General features: G+C 68.6%; 12 protein-coding genes. 9 read left to right on the forward strand and 3 right to left on the reverse strand.

The genetic code is table 11. The features are described 5' to 3' along the window. Positions 1-11 precede the first annotated feature (11 nt). Together CLU95_RS15990 and CLU95_RS15995 are read right to left on the reverse strand one after the other, a co-directional pair. A complete protein-coding gene (locus tag CLU95_RS15990) occupies positions 12-980 on the reverse strand; it encodes a tripartite tricarboxylate transporter substrate binding protein BugE (RefSeq protein WP_099794513.1) in 969 nt (322 codons plus the stop codon). 52 nt (positions 981-1,032) lie between these two features. Further along, positions 1,033-2,274, reverse strand: coding sequence for an alpha-hydroxy acid oxidase (locus tag CLU95_RS15995; protein ID WP_373669048.1), 1,242 nt, complete (start codon positions 2,272-2,274; stop codon positions 1,033-1,035). 111 nt (positions 2,275-2,385) lie between these two features. Between CLU95_RS15995 and CLU95_RS16000 the strand changes: the two genes are divergently transcribed. After that, positions 2,386-3,288, forward strand: a complete 903-nt coding sequence (locus CLU95_RS16000) for a LysR family transcriptional regulator (protein WP_099794515.1) — start codon at positions 2,386-2,388, stop codon at positions 3,286-3,288. Between the two features lie 273 nt (positions 3,289-3,561). Here CLU95_RS16000 and recQ read toward each other — a convergent pair whose 3' ends face one another. Next, positions 3,562-5,472, reverse strand: coding sequence for a DNA helicase RecQ (gene recQ / locus CLU95_RS16005; RefSeq protein WP_180288621.1), 1,911 nt, complete (start codon positions 5,470-5,472; stop codon positions 3,562-3,564). 305 nt (positions 5,473-5,777) lie between these two features. Between recQ and CLU95_RS16010 the strand changes: the two genes are divergently transcribed. The 8 genes from CLU95_RS16010 (at position 5,778) to CLU95_RS16045 (ending at position 14,308) form a co-directional block, all read left to right on the forward strand. Beyond that, the gene (locus tag CLU95_RS16010) at positions 5,778-6,743 is read left to right on the forward strand and encodes an ABC transporter substrate-binding protein (protein ID WP_099794516.1); all 966 of its coding nucleotides are present in this window, start codon (positions 5,778-5,780) and stop codon (positions 6,741-6,743) included. Positions 6,744-6,756: 13 nt separating this feature from the next. Continuing rightward, a complete protein-coding gene (locus CLU95_RS16015) occupies positions 6,757-7,602 on the forward strand; it encodes an ABC transporter permease (protein ID WP_099797336.1) in 846 nt (281 codons plus the stop codon). Positions 7,603-7,604: 2 nt separating this feature from the next. Continuing rightward, the gene (locus CLU95_RS16020; RefSeq protein ID WP_099797335.1) at positions 7,605-8,393 is read left to right on the forward strand and encodes an ABC transporter ATP-binding protein; all 789 of its coding nucleotides are present in this window, start codon (positions 7,605-7,607) and stop codon (positions 8,391-8,393) included. A gap of 7 nt (positions 8,394-8,400) precedes the next feature. Then, positions 8,401-9,138, forward strand: coding sequence for a histidine utilization repressor (hutC, locus tag CLU95_RS16025; RefSeq protein WP_056583540.1), 738 nt, complete (start codon positions 8,401-8,403; stop codon positions 9,136-9,138). Between the two features lie 65 nt (positions 9,139-9,203). After that, positions 9,204-10,766 carry a histidine ammonia-lyase gene (gene hutH / locus CLU95_RS16030; RefSeq protein ID WP_099794518.1) on the forward strand — a complete coding sequence of 521 codons (1,563 nt, stop codon included), beginning with the start codon at positions 9,204-9,206 and terminating at the stop codon, positions 10,764-10,766. A 42-nt stretch (positions 10,767-10,808) separates the two neighbouring features. After that, positions 10,809-12,539, forward strand: coding sequence for a urocanate hydratase (hutU, locus tag CLU95_RS16035; RefSeq protein WP_099794519.1), 1,731 nt, complete (start codon positions 10,809-10,811; stop codon positions 12,537-12,539). A 60-nt stretch (positions 12,540-12,599) separates the two neighbouring features. Then, positions 12,600-13,439 (forward strand): phytanoyl-CoA dioxygenase family protein, encoded by an 840-nt coding sequence (locus tag CLU95_RS16040; protein ID WP_099794521.1) that lies wholly within the window; start codon positions 12,600-12,602, stop codon positions 13,437-13,439. 134 nt (positions 13,440-13,573) lie between these two features. Further along, positions 13,574-14,308: an IclR family transcriptional regulator gene (locus tag CLU95_RS16045; protein WP_099794523.1), complete on the forward strand. Its 735-nt coding sequence runs from the start codon at positions 13,574-13,576 to the stop codon at positions 14,306-14,308. Positions 14,309-14,358: the final 50 nt, after the last annotated feature.

A 14,358-nucleotide genomic window follows, 5' to 3' on the forward strand; every position in this document is an offset into this window, starting at 1 on the left:
CGCTCGCCGGTTCAGTCCGGCGTGAGTCCGGCGGTGTCCACCACCTTCTTGTAGACGTCGAACTCGGCGGCGATCTGCTGCGTGAACTCCTGCGGCGTGTTACCGACGACGAAGGAGCCGGTGTCCTGGATGCGCTTGCGCACGGCAGGATCTTCGAGCGACTTGCGCGCCGCGGCGTGCACCTTGTCCACCACGTCCTTGGGCAGGCCCTTGGGGCCCACGATGCCGTAGTACGCCATGCGGTTCACCGGCGCGAGCCCGACCTCCTTGAAGGTCGGCACGTCGGGCAGGTCCTTCAGGCGCTCGGACGCCGCCACGACGATCGGGATCAGCCGGCGGTCCTTGATGAAGGGCAGCGCCGACGGCAGGTTGTCGAAGATCATCGCGACCTGGCCCGCGACGGTGTCGTTGAGCGCCGGGCCCGACCCCCGGTAGGGAATGTGCGTGACGGACGCGCCGGCCATGCCCTTGTACAGCTCCATCTGCAGGTGCCCGATGCTGCCCGTGCCTGCGGTGGCGTAGGCGTACTTGCCCGGGTTCTTCTTCAGCACCTCGATGAAGCCCTTGTAGTCCCGGGCCGGAAAGCTGGGATGGACCGCAATGACATTGGGCGTGGCCGCCAGGTTGATGATGGGCGTGAAGTCGGTCTTCGGGTTGTACGGCACCTTGGGGTTGATGGCCGGGTTGGCCGCCGTCGTCGACACGGTGCCGATGCCCAGCGCGTAGCCGTCGGGCGTGGCGCGCGCGGTCTCGGCGGCGCCGATCGCGCCGCCCGCGCCCGACTTGTTCTCGACGATGACGCTCTGCCCCAGGTGCCTGCCCAGGGGCTCGGAGATGACGCGCGCAATGATGTCCGTCGTGCCGCCCGGCGCGAACGGCACCTGCAGCTTGACGGGCTTGTCGGGGTAGCTTTGTGCGTGGACGGGCACGGTCGCCGCCAGCAGGCAGGCGAGGGCGAACAGGGTGGGGTGTTTGGGCAAGGTGTCTTCCTCCTCTTGGATTGATGGAATGGGTGAGATGGGTGGCGGCCGCTCAGGGGCGCCGCGGGATCAGGCAGCTCGCATCGAGCTCGCCCGGGTCGTTGACGCCGAGCATCGCCATGTTCCGGTCGACCTCGTCCCGCAGCAGCCGGATCGCGTGCGTGACGCCTGCGTGGCCGCCCACGGCGGCGGCATACATGAACGGCCGGCCGGCGAACACGGCCTTGGCGCCGAGCGCCAGCGCCTTCAGCACGTCGCTGCCGCGCCGCACGCCGCCGTCGACCATCACGGGCAACTCGCCCGCGGCGTCCAGCACCTGCGGCAGCGCGCGCAGCGCCGGTGCCGCGCCGTCGAGCTGCCGGCCGCCGTGGTTGGAGACGATGAGCCCGTCGGCGCCGAGCTGTCGCGCGCGCCGCGCATCGGCCGGATGAAGAATGCCCTTCAGGATCAGCGGCCCGCGCCACTGCTGGCGGATTCGGGCGATGTGGTCCCAGTGGATGTGGTCGCGGCCGGTCGTGTCGCGGATCGCGGTGCTCGAGAAAAGAGGCGCGCCGCGCGTGGCGAACGAGTTCTCGAAATGCGGCATGCCCTGCGTCACGAAGGTCCGCGCGAGCGTGCCGAGCAGCCAGCGCGGCCGCACGAGGCCGTCCCATGCCAGCCGCAGGCTGGGCCGCAGCGGCGTCGTGAAGCCGGCACGCACGTTGTTTTCGCGGTTGGCCCAGACGGGAATGTCGACCGTGACGACCAGGTGGCGAAAGCCCGCGCCGGCGATGCGCGCCACCAGGCCGTCGATGCGTGCCGCATCGCCCGGCAGGTAGGCCTGGAACCAGGTGCCGGGCGCGGCCTGGGCCACTTCTTCCATCGGAATGAGCGAGGTGCCGCTCATGACTGCGGGAATGCCGGCCGCCTGCGCCGCCTGCGCGAGCACCAGGTCGCCGCGGTAGGCCGACAGCGCGCTGATGCCGACTGGCGCGATCCCGAAGGGCGATGCATAGCGCTGGCCGAACAGCGTGACCTCCTGCGAGCGCCGGGAGACGTCGACCAGCACCCGGGGCAGGAAGTCGTGCGCGTCGAACGCGGCGCGGTTGGCGTCCAGCGAGCGGTTGTCTTCCGCCGCGCCGGCGATGTAGCCGAACAGCGGGCGCGGCAGCCGGCGCTTCGCCGCGTGCTCGAAGTCCTGCAGCGACAGGATGCCGGCCAGGCGGCGCGGCGTCGCGGCAGCAGCCGCCAGAGCTTGCGCCGGCGCGGTGCGCGGGGCATCGAAGGCACGCGAGAAAACAGTCATGTCCGCCATCCAGTCAGTCGTTCGGTCCGCGCGGACTGTAGGCGTGCAGGAGGTTTTGAAAAAGCGAATTTATGGTAATTTGTCATTTCGCTTTTTTCGAAATGACGGAGGGGACGGCGCATGACGCTGAAGCAACTGGAGGCCTTCTACTGGGCCGCGACCTGCGCCAGCTTTGCGCTCGCGGCGCAGCGGTTGCACCTGTCGACCTCGTCGCTGTCCAAGCGCCTGGCCGAGCTGGAGGTGTCGCTCGGCGCGCCGCTGTTCGACCGCGCCGGGCAGCGGGCCACGCTCACGGACGCGGGCGAGCGCTTCCTGCCGCGCGCCGCCGCATTGCTGCTGGCGGCCGACGAAACGAAGCGGTCGATCGGCGCACCCGCGAGCCTCGGTGGCCGTTGCACCTTCGGCATCGGCGAGCTGAGCGCGCTGACCTGGCTGCCCCAACTCGTCGCGCACGTGGGGCGGCACCTGCCCGACCTGCGCCTGGAGCCGCACGTCAATTTCGGTTCGGCGCTGGACGAGCGCCTGCGCAACGGCGAGCTCGACTGCGCGGTGATCGCCGGGCGCTCACCGCACCACGGGCTGATCTCGTCGCACACCGTCGGCCAGGCGCATTTCGTGTGGGTGGCCGCACCCGCGCTGGCAGGCAAGACCACGACGATCGGCGCGCCGCTGCTTGCGCAACATCCCATCGTGACGCTGCCCCCCGGCGCGGGCACCAGCCGCCTGCTCGACGAATGGCTCATGGCCGAGAACCTCGAGGCGCCGCATCGCCTCAGTTGCAACAGCTGGGGCGCGGTCGCGGGCCTGCTGATCGAGGGGATCGGTGTCGGGTTCCTGCCGGAAAGCTGGGCGCGCCTGCTGTCGCGCCGCGGCGACCTGCGCATCCTGAAGACCCGCCAGGCCCTGCCCGCGCTGACCTACACCTTCCAGAAGCGCAGCAACGACGAGCGCCATCTGCTCGCGGCCATGCGCGCCGCGGTGCTCGCGTCCATCGATTTCTCGAAGGCTGCGCGGCTGCTCTAGGGCCTGTTCACCCTATTTCTGGCGTCGCGTTGGCCGGCAAAGGGGCTGGCTGCAAGGCGCCCGTGCGCAGCAAGGCTTCTGCCTTGCAAGCGCGGGCAACGCCGCAGACGGCCCCTTTGCCAGCCAACCCGAAGGGAAGGTCTGCCAGAGCGGGCCACTCGGCGTTGCGCTCCTTGCGTGTGCGCATGCACACGCGGCGTCACGCGCCTTGATTGGCCCGCTCTGGCAGACCTTCGCGACGCCAGAAATAGGGTGAACAGGCCCTGCAGGTGGTCAGAAGGCTTCGCACACGCGAAGCACTTCGGCGCCGTAGGCCTCGAGCTTCTTCGTGCCGATGCCGCTGATGCCCTGCAGGTCTTCGAGCGTCGCGGGTGCACGCTCGGCAATGGCGGCCAGCGTGGCGTCGTGGAAGATCACGTAGGCCGGCAGGTTGTGTTCCTTCGCCACCTCGGCGCGCCAGGCCTTGAGCGCTTCGAAGCGCTTCTTGCCGGTGTCGTCGAGCGAGGCGGCTGCCGGCGACGGTGCGCCCTTGGCGACCTTTTCGCGCCGGGGCTTGCGCTCGGCCGGTGACGACACCGACTCGCGCAGCGACACCGTCGTCTCGCCCTTGAGCACCGCGCGCGAGCCCTCGGTGAGCTTCAGCGTGTTGAACGCTTCGGCGTCCACCGCCAGCGCGCCCGTGGCGATCAGCTGGCGCAGCACGCCGCGCAGCGCCACCTCGCTGAACTCCGCGCCGATGCCGAAGGTGCTGATGCGCTCGTGCCCGAACTGCTTGACCTTCTCGGTCGCCTTGCCGCGCAGGATGTCCATGATGTGGCCCGCGCCGAAGCTGATGCCGCTGAGCTGCTGCACGCGGTAGATGGTGCTCAGCAGCTTGCGCGCAGCATCGGTGCCATCCCACACCTGCGGCGGGTTCAGGCAGTTGTCGCAGTTGCCGCAGGGCGTGCTCTTCTCGCCGAAGTAGCCCAGCAGGCGCACGCGGCGGCAGTCGCTGGCTTCGGCGAGGGACAGCAGCGCGTCGAGCTTGCCGCGCATCACCTGCTTGAACTCTTCGCCGGCCGGGCTCTCGTCGATCATGCGGCGCTGGTTCACCACATCGTTCAGGCCGTAGGCCATCCAGGCGTCGGCGGGGGCGCCGTCGCGGCCCGCGCGGCCGGTTTCCTGGTAGTAGCCCTCGATGTTCTTGGGCATGTCGACGTGGCCGACAAAGCGCACGTCGGGCTTGTCGATGCCCATGCCGAAGGCGATGGTCGCGACCATCACGATGCCTTCTTCGCGCAGGAAGCGGTCCTGGTGCTTCTGGCGCACCGCCGCATCGAGGCCCGCGTGGTACGGCAGGGCGTTGATGCCGGCACCCTTCAGCGTCGTCGCGAGGTCTTCCACGCGCTTGCGCGACTGGCAATAGACCACGCCCGCATCGCCCTCGTGCTCGCGCTCGATGAAGCGCAGCAGCTGCGTGGTGGCGTCTTTCTTCTCGACGATGGTGTAGCGGATGTTCGGCCGGTCGAAGCTGGAGACGAACTGGCGCGCTTGCTCGAGCTGCAGCCGCTCGACGATGTCGGCGCGCGTCAGGTCGTCGGCCGTGGCCGTGAGCGCGATGCGCGGCACGCCCGGGTAGCGCTCGTGCAGCACGGTGAGCGCGCGGTACTCGGGGCGGAAGTCGTGGCCCCACTGGCTCACGCAATGCGCCTCGTCGATGGCGAACAGCGAGAGCTTGCCGCGCTCGTTCAGCGAATCGAGCTGCGACAGAAAGCGCGGCGTGTTCACGCGCTCGGGCGCCGCGTACAGCAGCGTGATCTCGCCGCGCAGCATGCGGCGCTCCACGTCCTGCGTCTGTTCCCAGTCGAGCGTCGAATTCAAAAAGGCCGCGTTCACGCCGGCCTCGTGCAGCGCGCCCACCTGGTCGTGCATCAACGCGATGAGCGGCGACACCACCACCGACACGCCGCGCCCTGCGCGCTGCCGCGCGATGGCCGGGATCTGATAGCAGAGCGACTTGCCGCCGCCCGTGGGCATCAGCACCAGCGCGTCGCCACCACCCACCACGTGCTCCACGATGTCCTGCTGGGCCCCGCGGAACCGGGCGTAGCCGAACACGTCGTGAAGGATGTCGGCGGGGGCCGCGCTGCCGGAGCTGCTGCCGTCGCTGGACGCGTCGAAGGGGCGGGGAGCGAGGGAAGACACAGGCGGGGTGCGAAGGGCGGGAGAGGGGGAGAAAAGGGCCGGAGCCGGGGCGGACGCCGATTGTCCCCCAGCGGCCCCGATCTGACTGTGGCACGGCGTTTGCAATGGTGAACGCCGTCTCGGCACCCCTCTTGTCTAGACAGCAAACTGGTGCATTTCTCTCTGAAATGCACCGAAACAGGACTTTCGGGTTATCCTGTATAGACAAGTTGGGGCGCCTGGCAACAATGCGAGGCGTGCTGCCCATATCCCCTGGGCATGTATCGCCGAGTCATCTCTCTCAAAAAATGGAACCAGGAGTCCCCATGGTCAAGGTAGTTGTGAAAGTCGCTTCGCTGCTGGCAGCAGGTGCATGTGCAGCGGGCATGGCCGGAACGGCCGCCGCCCAGGACACGAAGATTTCGCTCGGCATGTCCGGCTGGACCGGCTTTGCGCCGCTCTCGCTGGCAGACAAGGCCGGCATCTTCAAGAAGAACGGGCTCGACGTCGAACTCAAGATGATCCCGCAGAAGGACCGCCACCTGGCGCTGGCCGCCGGCGCGATCCAGTGCGCGGCCACCACCGTGGAGACGCACGTGGCCTGGAACGCCAACGGCGTGCCGATCGTGCAGATCTTCCAGATGGACAAGTCCTACGGCGCCGACGGCCTGGCCGTGCGCAACGACGTGAAGAGCTTTGCCGACCTCAAGGGCAAGAGCATCGGCGTGAGCGCCCCGGGCACCGCACCGTACTTCGGCCTGGCCTGGATGCTCAGCAAGAACGGCATGACCCTGAAGGACGTGAAGGTGGTCTCGCTCGAGCCGCAGCCCGCCGCGCAAGCCTTCGTGGCCGGCCAGAACGACGCCGCCATGACCTACGAGCCCTACCTGTCGACCGTGCGCGCCAACCCGGCCGCCGGCAAAATTCTGGCCACCACGCTCGACTACCCGATGGTGATGGACACCGTCGGTTGCGCGCCCACCTGGCTCAAGGCCAACCCCAAGGCCGCCGTCGCGCTCACCAAGTCGTACTTCGACGCGCTCGACATGATCAAGGCCGACCCGACCAAGGCCAACGAGCTCATGGGTTCGGCCGTCAAGCAAAGCGGCGAGCAGTTCGCCAAGTCGTCGGCCTACCTGCGCTGGCAGGACAAGGCTGCCAACCAGAAGTTCTTTGCGGGCGAACTCACCAGCTTCATGAAGGAAGCCGCGGCCATCCTGCTGGAGGCCGGTGTGATCCGCAAGGCGCCGGAAGACTACGCCGCCACCTTCGACGCCAGCTATGTCAAGTAAGGCCTTGCCGCAGATGCAACCGATGACCGCCGCCCCGGCGCGCGCCGAGGCGCCGCCACCCGCGGCCCCCGTGCGGCGCCGCGCGTTCGCGCCGCTCGAGCCCATCGGCGCGCAGGCGCGCGCGCTACTGGGGCTCGGCTTCTTCGTGCTCTTCGTGGCGGTGTGGGGCCTGGCCACGCTGGGCGGCTTCGTGTCGCCCACCTTCCTGGCAAGCCCGATCACGATGGTCAAGGAGGGCTGGCTGCTCTTCACCGAGTACGGCTTCATCGGCGACATCGGCATGACCGTGTGGCGCGTGTTCGGCGGCTTCCTGCTGGCGGCCGTGCTTGCGGTGCCGCTGGGCGTGGCCATGGGCACCTGGAAGACCGTCGAGGCCTTCTTCGAGCCCTTCGTCTCGTTCTGCCGCTACCTGCCGGCCTCGGCCTTCATTCCGCTGCTCATCCTGTGGGCGGGCCTGGGCGAAATGCAGAAGCTGCTGGTGATCTTCATCGGCTCGTTCTTCCAGATCGTGCTGATGGTGGCCGTCACCGTGGGCGGCGCGCGGCGCGACCTCGTCGAGGCCGCCTACACGCTGGGCGCCAACAGCCGCGGCATCGTGGCGCGCGTGCTCATTCCGGGCGCCGCACCGGGCATCGCCGAAACGCTGCGCCTCGTGCTGGGCTGGGCCTGGACCTACGTGATCGTGGCGGAGCTCATCGGCTCGTCGTCGGGCATCGGCCACATGATCACCGACAGCCAGGCGCTGCTGAACACCGGGCAGATCATCTTCGGGATCATCGTGATCGGCGTCATCGGCTTGCTGTCCGACTTCGCTTTCAAGGCGATGAATCGCCGTCTGTTTGCATGGGCTGCACTGTGATGATGACGAGCAACAACCAACTCTCCATTCAAGGCGTCTCGCGCGTCTTCACCGGCACCAAGGGTCAGCGCACGCAAGCGCTGCAGCCGATCGACTTCGAGGTGAAGGAGAACGACTTCGTCACCATCCTCGGCCCCTCGGGCTGCGGCAAGTCGACGCTGCTGCGCATCGTGGCGGGGCTCGACTTTCCGACCACCGGCCAGGTGATGCTCGACGGCGAGCGCATCGAAGGCCCGGGCGCCGACCGCGGCGTGGTGTTCCAGAGCTACACGCTGTTCCCCTGGCTCACCGTGGCGCAGAACATCCGCTTCGGTCTGCGCGAGCGCGGCATGAGCGAGGCCGACCAGAAGGAACGCAGCGAATTCTTCATCGCCAAGGTCGGCCTGCGCGGCTTCGAGCACCACTTTCCCAAGCAGCTCTCGGGCGGCATGCAGCAGCGCACGGCCATTGCGCGCGCGCTGGCCAACGACCCCAAGATGCTGCTGCTCGACGAGCCCTTCGGCGCGCTCGACAACCAGACCCGCGTGCTCATGCAGGAGCTGCTGCTGGGCATCTGGGAGTCGGCGCAGAAGACGGTGCTGTTCGTCACGCACGACATCGACGAGGCGATCTTCATGGCCAACCGCGTGGCGGTGTTCAGCGCGCGGCCGGGCCGCATCAAGACCGAGATCGCGGTCGACTTTCCGCACCCGCGCAGCTACACCATCAAGACCTCGCCGGAGTTCATGGACATCAAGGCGCGCCTGACCGAAGAGATTCGCGCCGAGTCGATGGCCGCTGCGGAACATTGAAAGCACGATGAAACGCGACCTGCCGTCCCTCGCGCTCTACGCGCAAGTCAAGGATCACATCTCCCGCAAGATCCAGGATGGCACGTGGCCGCCCGGCCACCGCCTGCCTTCCGAGAACGAGCTGGTCGCGCAGTTCGGCATGGCGCGCATGACCGTGAACCGCGCCCTGCGCGAGCTCATGGAGCAGGGGCGCATCGTGCGCGTGGCCGGCGTCGGCAGCTTCGTGGCCGAGAACAAGCCGCAATCGACGCTGCTGCAGATCGCCAACATCGCCAGCGAAATCCGCCAGCGCGGCCACGACTACCGCTGCGAGATGCTCGCGGTCGAGCGCCTCGCGGCCTCGCCCGACGTGGCCGCCTGGCTCGACCTGCGCGCGGGCGACTCGGTGTTCCACAGCGCCTGCCTGCACCTGGACAACGACACGCCCGTGCAGCTCGAGGAGCGCTACGTCAACCCGCAGGTCGTGCCCGACTTTCTCGAACAAGACTTCACGGCCGTGCCGCCCAGCGAATACCTCGTGCGCCACGTGCCCTTCGACCAGATCGAACACGTCGTCGATGCCGTGCTGCCCAGTGCCGAACAGGCCGAGCGGCTCGCGATGGCGCCCACCGACCCCTGCCTGCTGCTGACGCGCCGCACCTGGATCCGCAACACGCCCGTGACCTGGGTGCGCTGCCTGCATCCGGCCTCGCGCTACAGCCTGGGCAGCCGCTTCAAGTCCGACGGCAACCCCACGTTCGGCTAGCCCGTTTTTTTCGACCCTCAGAGGCCTACGTTTTCTCTCGCAACCACTTGTATAGACAGGTTCACATGCCAAGCAATCACACCGCCACCCCCGAAGCCACCCTGACCCTCACGCCCGGCAAGGTCGACCTTGCGATGCTGCGACGCATCCAGGCCGGCGGCGTGCGCCTTGCGCTCGACCCGTCGGTGCTCGATGGCATGCAGAAGGCCGAGGCCGCGGTGCGCCACATCGTCGAGAACGACGAGGTGGTCTACGGCATCAACACCGGTTTCGGCAAGCTCGCGAGCACGCGCATCGGCAACGACCACTTGGCCGAGCTGCAGCGCAACCTCGTGCTGTCGCACAGCGTGGGCACCGGCGAGCCGCTGGCCGCGCCGGTGGTGCGCATGATCCTCGCGACCAAGGCCGTGAGCCTGGCGCGCGGCCACTCGGGCGTGCGGCCCGCGCTGGTCGATGCGCTGCTGGCGCTGTTCAACGCGGGTGTCACGCCCAGCATCCCGTGCAAGGGCTCGGTCGGCGCCTCGGGCGACCTCGCGCCGCTGGCCCACATGGCCTGCGTGCTCATCGGCGAAGGCGAAGCCACGCTGGCCGACGGCCGGAAGGTGAGCGGTGCCGAGGCCATGCGCAGCATCGGCCTCGAACCCTTCGTGCTCGGCCCCAAGGAAGGCCTGGCGCTGCTCAACGGCACGCAGGTGTCGACCGCACTCGCGCTGGCCGGCCTGTTCGGCGCCGAAGACGTGTTTGCCGCCGCGCTGATGTCGGGCGCGCTGTCGCTCGAAGCCATCCAGGGCTCGATCAAGCCCTTCGACGCCCGCATCCACGCCGCGCGCGGCCAGCCGGGCCAGATCGCCGTGGCCGGTGCCGTGCGCACGCTGCTCGACGGCAGCGAGATCGTGCCCTCGCACGCCGACTGCGGCCGCGTGCAAGACCCGTACTCGGTGCGCTGCATTCCCCAGGTGATGGGCGCCTGCCTCGACAACCTGGCCCACGCCTCGCGCGTGCTGGTCATCGAAGCCAATGCCGCATCGGACAACCCGCTCGTGTTCTGCGACACCGGCGAGGTGATCTCGGGTGGCAACTTCCACGCCGAGCCGGTCGCCTTCGCGGCCGACATCATTGCGCTGGCCGTGAGCGAAGTCGGCGCCATCGCCGAACGCCGCCTCGCGCTGCTGCTCGACAGCGGCCTCTCGGGCCTGCCGCCTTTCCTCGTGCGCGACGGCGGCCTGAACTCCGGCTTCATGATCGCGCAGGTCACGGCCGCCGCGCTCGCGTCGGAAAACAAGTCGCACGCGCACCCCGCCAGCGTCGACAGCCTGCCGACCTCGGCCAACCAGGAAGACCACGTGTCGATGGCCACCTTCGCGGCGCGCCGCCTCGGCGACATGGTCAACAACACCGCGGTCGTCGTCGGCATCGAAGCGATGGCCGCCGCGCAAGGCATCGAACTGAAACGCGGGCTCAAGAGCTCGCCGCTGGTCGAAGCCGAGTTCGCCCGCATCCGCCAGAAGGTCGCCTTCCTCGAGCGCGACCGCTACCTCGCACCCGACATCGAAGCCATGCGCCAGTGGGCGCTCGCGGCCGACCTGCCGGCCGCGCTGCGCGACATCCTGCCCAGCCACGCCAAGTAATCCGAACCGTCCGTCTGCCCACCCGACAAGGAGAACCACGCCATGAACGCACCCGACAAATTCGCCCTGAACACCCCCGCCGCCGGCACCGACCCGCGCCATGACCCGACCCGCGTGATCCGCGCCCCGCGCGGCACCGAGCTGAACTGCAAGAGCTGGCTCACCGAAGCGCCGTTCCGCATGCTGCAGAACAACCTCGACGCCGAGGTGGCCGAGCGGCCCCAAGACCTCGTGGTGTACGGCGGCATCGGCCGCGCCGCGCGCGACTGGGCCTGCTACGACCAGATCCTCGCGTCGCTGAAGGAACTGGAAGACGACGAGACCTTGCTCATTCAATCGGGCAAGCCGGTCGGCGTGTTCAAGACGCACGAGAACGCACCGCGCGTGCTGCTCGCCAACTCGAACCTCGTGCCGAAGTGGGCCAACTGGGAGCACTTCAACGAGCTCGACCGCCAGGGCCTCTTCATGTACGGCCAGATGACCGCTGGCAGCTGGATCTACATCGGCAGCCAGGGCATCGTGCAAGGCACCTTCGAAACCTTCGTCGAAGCCGGCCGCCAGCACTACAACAACAGCCTCGCGGGCAAGTGGATCCTGACGGCCGGTCTCGGCGGCATGGGCGGCGCACAGCCGCTCGCGGCCACGCTGGCCGGCGCCGTGTCGCTCAACATCGAGTGCCAGCAGAGCAGCATCGACTTCCGCCTGCGCACGCGCTACGTCGACAAGCAGGCGCGCGACATCGACCACGCCTTCGAACTCATCAAGCAGCACTGCGACGCGAAGGAAGCCGTGTCGATCGCGCTGCTCGGCAATGCGGCCGACATCCTTCCGGAACTGGTGAAGCGCGCCAAGGCCGGTGGCCTGAAGCCCGACCTCGTGACCGACCAGACCTCCGCGCACGACCTGATCAACGGCTACCTGCCCTCGGGCTGGACCGTGCCGCAATGGCAGGCCGCGATGAAGGACGTCTCGCAACACGAGGCACTCACGAAGGCCGCCGCGAAGTCGTGCGCCGTGCACGTGCAGGCCATGCTCGACTTCCAGGCCATGGGCATCCCCACGGTCGACTACGGCAACAACATCCGCCAGGTCGCGTTCGACGAAGGCGTGAAGAACGCGTTCGACTTCCCGGGCTTCGTGCCGGCCTACATCCGTCCGCTGTTCTGCGAAGGCAAGGGCCCGTTCCGCTGGGTCGCGCTCTCGGGTGATCCGGAAGACATCTACAAGACCGACGCCAAGATCAAGGAGCTGTTCCCCGAGAACACGCACACGCACCGCTGGCTCGACATGGCGCGCGAGCGCATCGCCTTCCAGGGCCTGCCCGCGCGCATCTGCTGGCTCGGCCTGGGCGAGCGCCACATCGCCGGCCTGGCCTTCAATGAGATGGTGAAGAACGGCGAGCTCAAGGCGCCCATCGTCATCGGCCGCGACCACCTGGACACCGGCTCGGTCGCCAGCCCGAACCGCGAGACCGAAGCCATGAAGGACGGCACCGACGCCGTCTCCGACTGGCCGCTGCTCAACGCGCTGCTCAATACCGCAGGCGGCGCGACCTGGGTCAGCCTGCACCACGGCGGCGGCGTGGGCATGGGCTACTCGCAGCACTCGGGCGTGGTGATCGTGTGCGACGGCACCGACGCTGCCGCCAAGCGCATCGGGCGCGTGCTCTTCAACGACCCGGCCACCGGCGTCATGCGCCATGCCGACGCGGGCTACGACATCGCGGTCGCCACGGCGAAGAAGCAAGGGCTCAAGCTGCCGATGATCAAGTGACTCGGCGAGTGCAGTAAAAAAGCGGGTCACCCGACACCCCGAAAAGAAGGAGACCCGACGATGACCCTCGATGCTTCCGACCTGCAGCGCCGCGTGCGCGAACGCGTGGACGACGCGCTGGTGGCGCAGTTCCAGCGCGACGGCGCGGTCTGCATCCGCCAGCTGCTCACGGCCGACGAACTCGCGCTGCTGCGTGACGGCATCGAAGCGAACCTGGCGGCGCCCAGCCCGCGCGCCAAGGTCGCGAGCCGGCCCGACGACCCGGGCCGCTTCTTCGAGGACTTCTGCAACTGGCAGGACATCGACGCCTTCCGCCGCTTCATCTTCGAGGCGCCGCTCGCGCAACTCGCGCAGCGGCTCATGGGCTCGCAGACCGTGCGGCTGTACCACGACCACCTGCTCGTGAAGGAGCCCGGCACGCGCCAGCGCACGCCGTGGCACCAGGACCAGCCCTACTACAACATCGAGGGCATGCAGAACGTCAGCATGTGGATTCCGGTCGATCCGGTGTCGCGTGCGGCCACGCTCGAGTTCGTGGCCGGCTCCCACAAGGGGCCGTGGCTCATGCCGCGCACCTTCATGGACAACCACGCCAAGTGGTTCCCCGAAGGCAGCCTCGAAGACCTGCCCGACATCGAGGGCGCGCGCGAACGCTTTCCCATCGTCGGCTGGAACATCGAGCCCGGCGACTTCGTCTGCTTCCACATGCTCACGCTGCATGCGGCGGCCGGCGTCGAGGGGCCGAACCGGCGCCGCGTGTTCTCGGTGCGCTTCCTGGGCGACGACATCCGCCACGCGCCGCGCAGCTGGAAGACCTCGCCCGATTTCCCGGGCCTGGCCGAGCGCCTGCCGGCGGGCGCGCCGATGGACGATCCGCTCTTCCCGTTGCTCGTCGTCTGATGCCCGGGTAAGACGAAGGTAGAAAGAAAAAACGCGCTCATTCCCATCGCGTGGGAATTCGGGCTTGGACGTGGGAACGGCGAGCAAGATACTGCACGCCGCATCCACTTTCGACCGCCCAGCGATTGCCCCCGATGACGACCTCTCTCGACGCTCCTGCCCACAACGACCGCGCGCTGTTCGTGCTGTCGGTGCTGGCGCAAAGCAAGGCGGCGATGACGGCGGCCGAGCTGGTGCAGGCCACCGGCCTGTCGCAGAGCACGCTGTACCGGCAGGTCGCCACCTTGCGCCGCTGGGGCTTCGTGATGGAGTCCGAGGGCCGCTACTCGCCGGGGCCCGTGAGCGTGCAGCTGGCCAGCGGCTTCGACGGCAACTCCGACCTCGTGATGGCCGCGCGCGCCGACATGCGCGTGCTGGCGCAGCAGAGCCACGAGAGCGTGGCGCTCGTCACCCTCGTGAACGACCGCGTCGTGTGCCTGGAGATGATCGACAGCGAACAGTCGCTGCGCTGCTCCTTCGACCGCGGCCGCAGCGTGCCCGCGCGCGACGGTGCCAGCGCCAAGTGCCTGCTGGCCCATGCGCCCGACGACGCGCGCGACCTGCTGCTCGACGGGCTCGACGAAGGCCCCGAACGCCGCGCCGAGCGCGCCGCCGAACTCGGCACCATCCGCGCTGCCGGCCATGCCGTGACGCACGGCGAGGTCGATGCCGGCGTCTGGGGTGCGAGCGCGCCGGTGCTGGCCGCGGGCCGGCGCCTGCGCGGGGCGATCACGCTGATGGCGCCGCTCACGCGCGTCGAAGGCATGGAAGCTGCGTTGGTCCACATGACCGTCGTCACGGCGGCCCGCATCTCGCGCGCACTGCAATAGCCGCACCGTTTTTTCTTTTCTCCTCCCTCTCACACCTCCACGAAAGCCCT

The sequence above is a fragment of the Variovorax sp. 54 genome (assembly GCF_002754375.1).
In the GTDB taxonomy this organism is placed as follows: Bacteria; Pseudomonadota; Gammaproteobacteria; order Burkholderiales; family Burkholderiaceae_C; genus Variovorax.

Bases quoted from the DNA above. Each gene is read 5' to 3' on its own strand.
- CLU95_RS16000 (WP_099794515.1), top strand. From the start codon at position 2,386: ATGACGCTGAAGCAACTGGAGGCCTTCTACTGGGCCGCGACCTGCGCC.
- CLU95_RS16010 (WP_099794516.1), top strand. From the start codon at position 5,778: ATGGTCAAGGTAGTTGTGAAAGTCGCTTCGCTGCTGGCAGCAGGTGCA.
- hutH (WP_099794518.1), top strand. From the start codon at position 9,204: ATGCCAAGCAATCACACCGCCACCCCCGAAGCCACCCTGACCCTCACG.
- CLU95_RS15995 (WP_373669048.1), bottom strand. From the start codon at position 2,274: ATGGCGGACATGACTGTTTTCTCGCGTGCCTTCGATGCCCCGCGCACC.
- hutU (WP_099794519.1), top strand. From the start codon at position 10,809: ATGAACGCACCCGACAAATTCGCCCTGAACACCCCCGCCGCCGGCACC.
- CLU95_RS16045 (WP_099794523.1), top strand. From the start codon at position 13,574: ATGACGACCTCTCTCGACGCTCCTGCCCACAACGACCGCGCGCTGTTC.
- hutC (WP_056583540.1), top strand. From the start codon at position 8,401: ATGAAACGCGACCTGCCGTCCCTCGCGCTCTACGCGCAAGTCAAGGAT.
- CLU95_RS16020 (WP_099797335.1), top strand. From the start codon at position 7,605: ATGACGAGCAACAACCAACTCTCCATTCAAGGCGTCTCGCGCGTCTTC.
- CLU95_RS16015 (WP_099797336.1), top strand. From the start codon at position 6,757: ATGCAACCGATGACCGCCGCCCCGGCGCGCGCCGAGGCGCCGCCACCC.
- CLU95_RS16040 (WP_099794521.1), top strand. From the start codon at position 12,600: ATGACCCTCGATGCTTCCGACCTGCAGCGCCGCGTGCGCGAACGCGTG.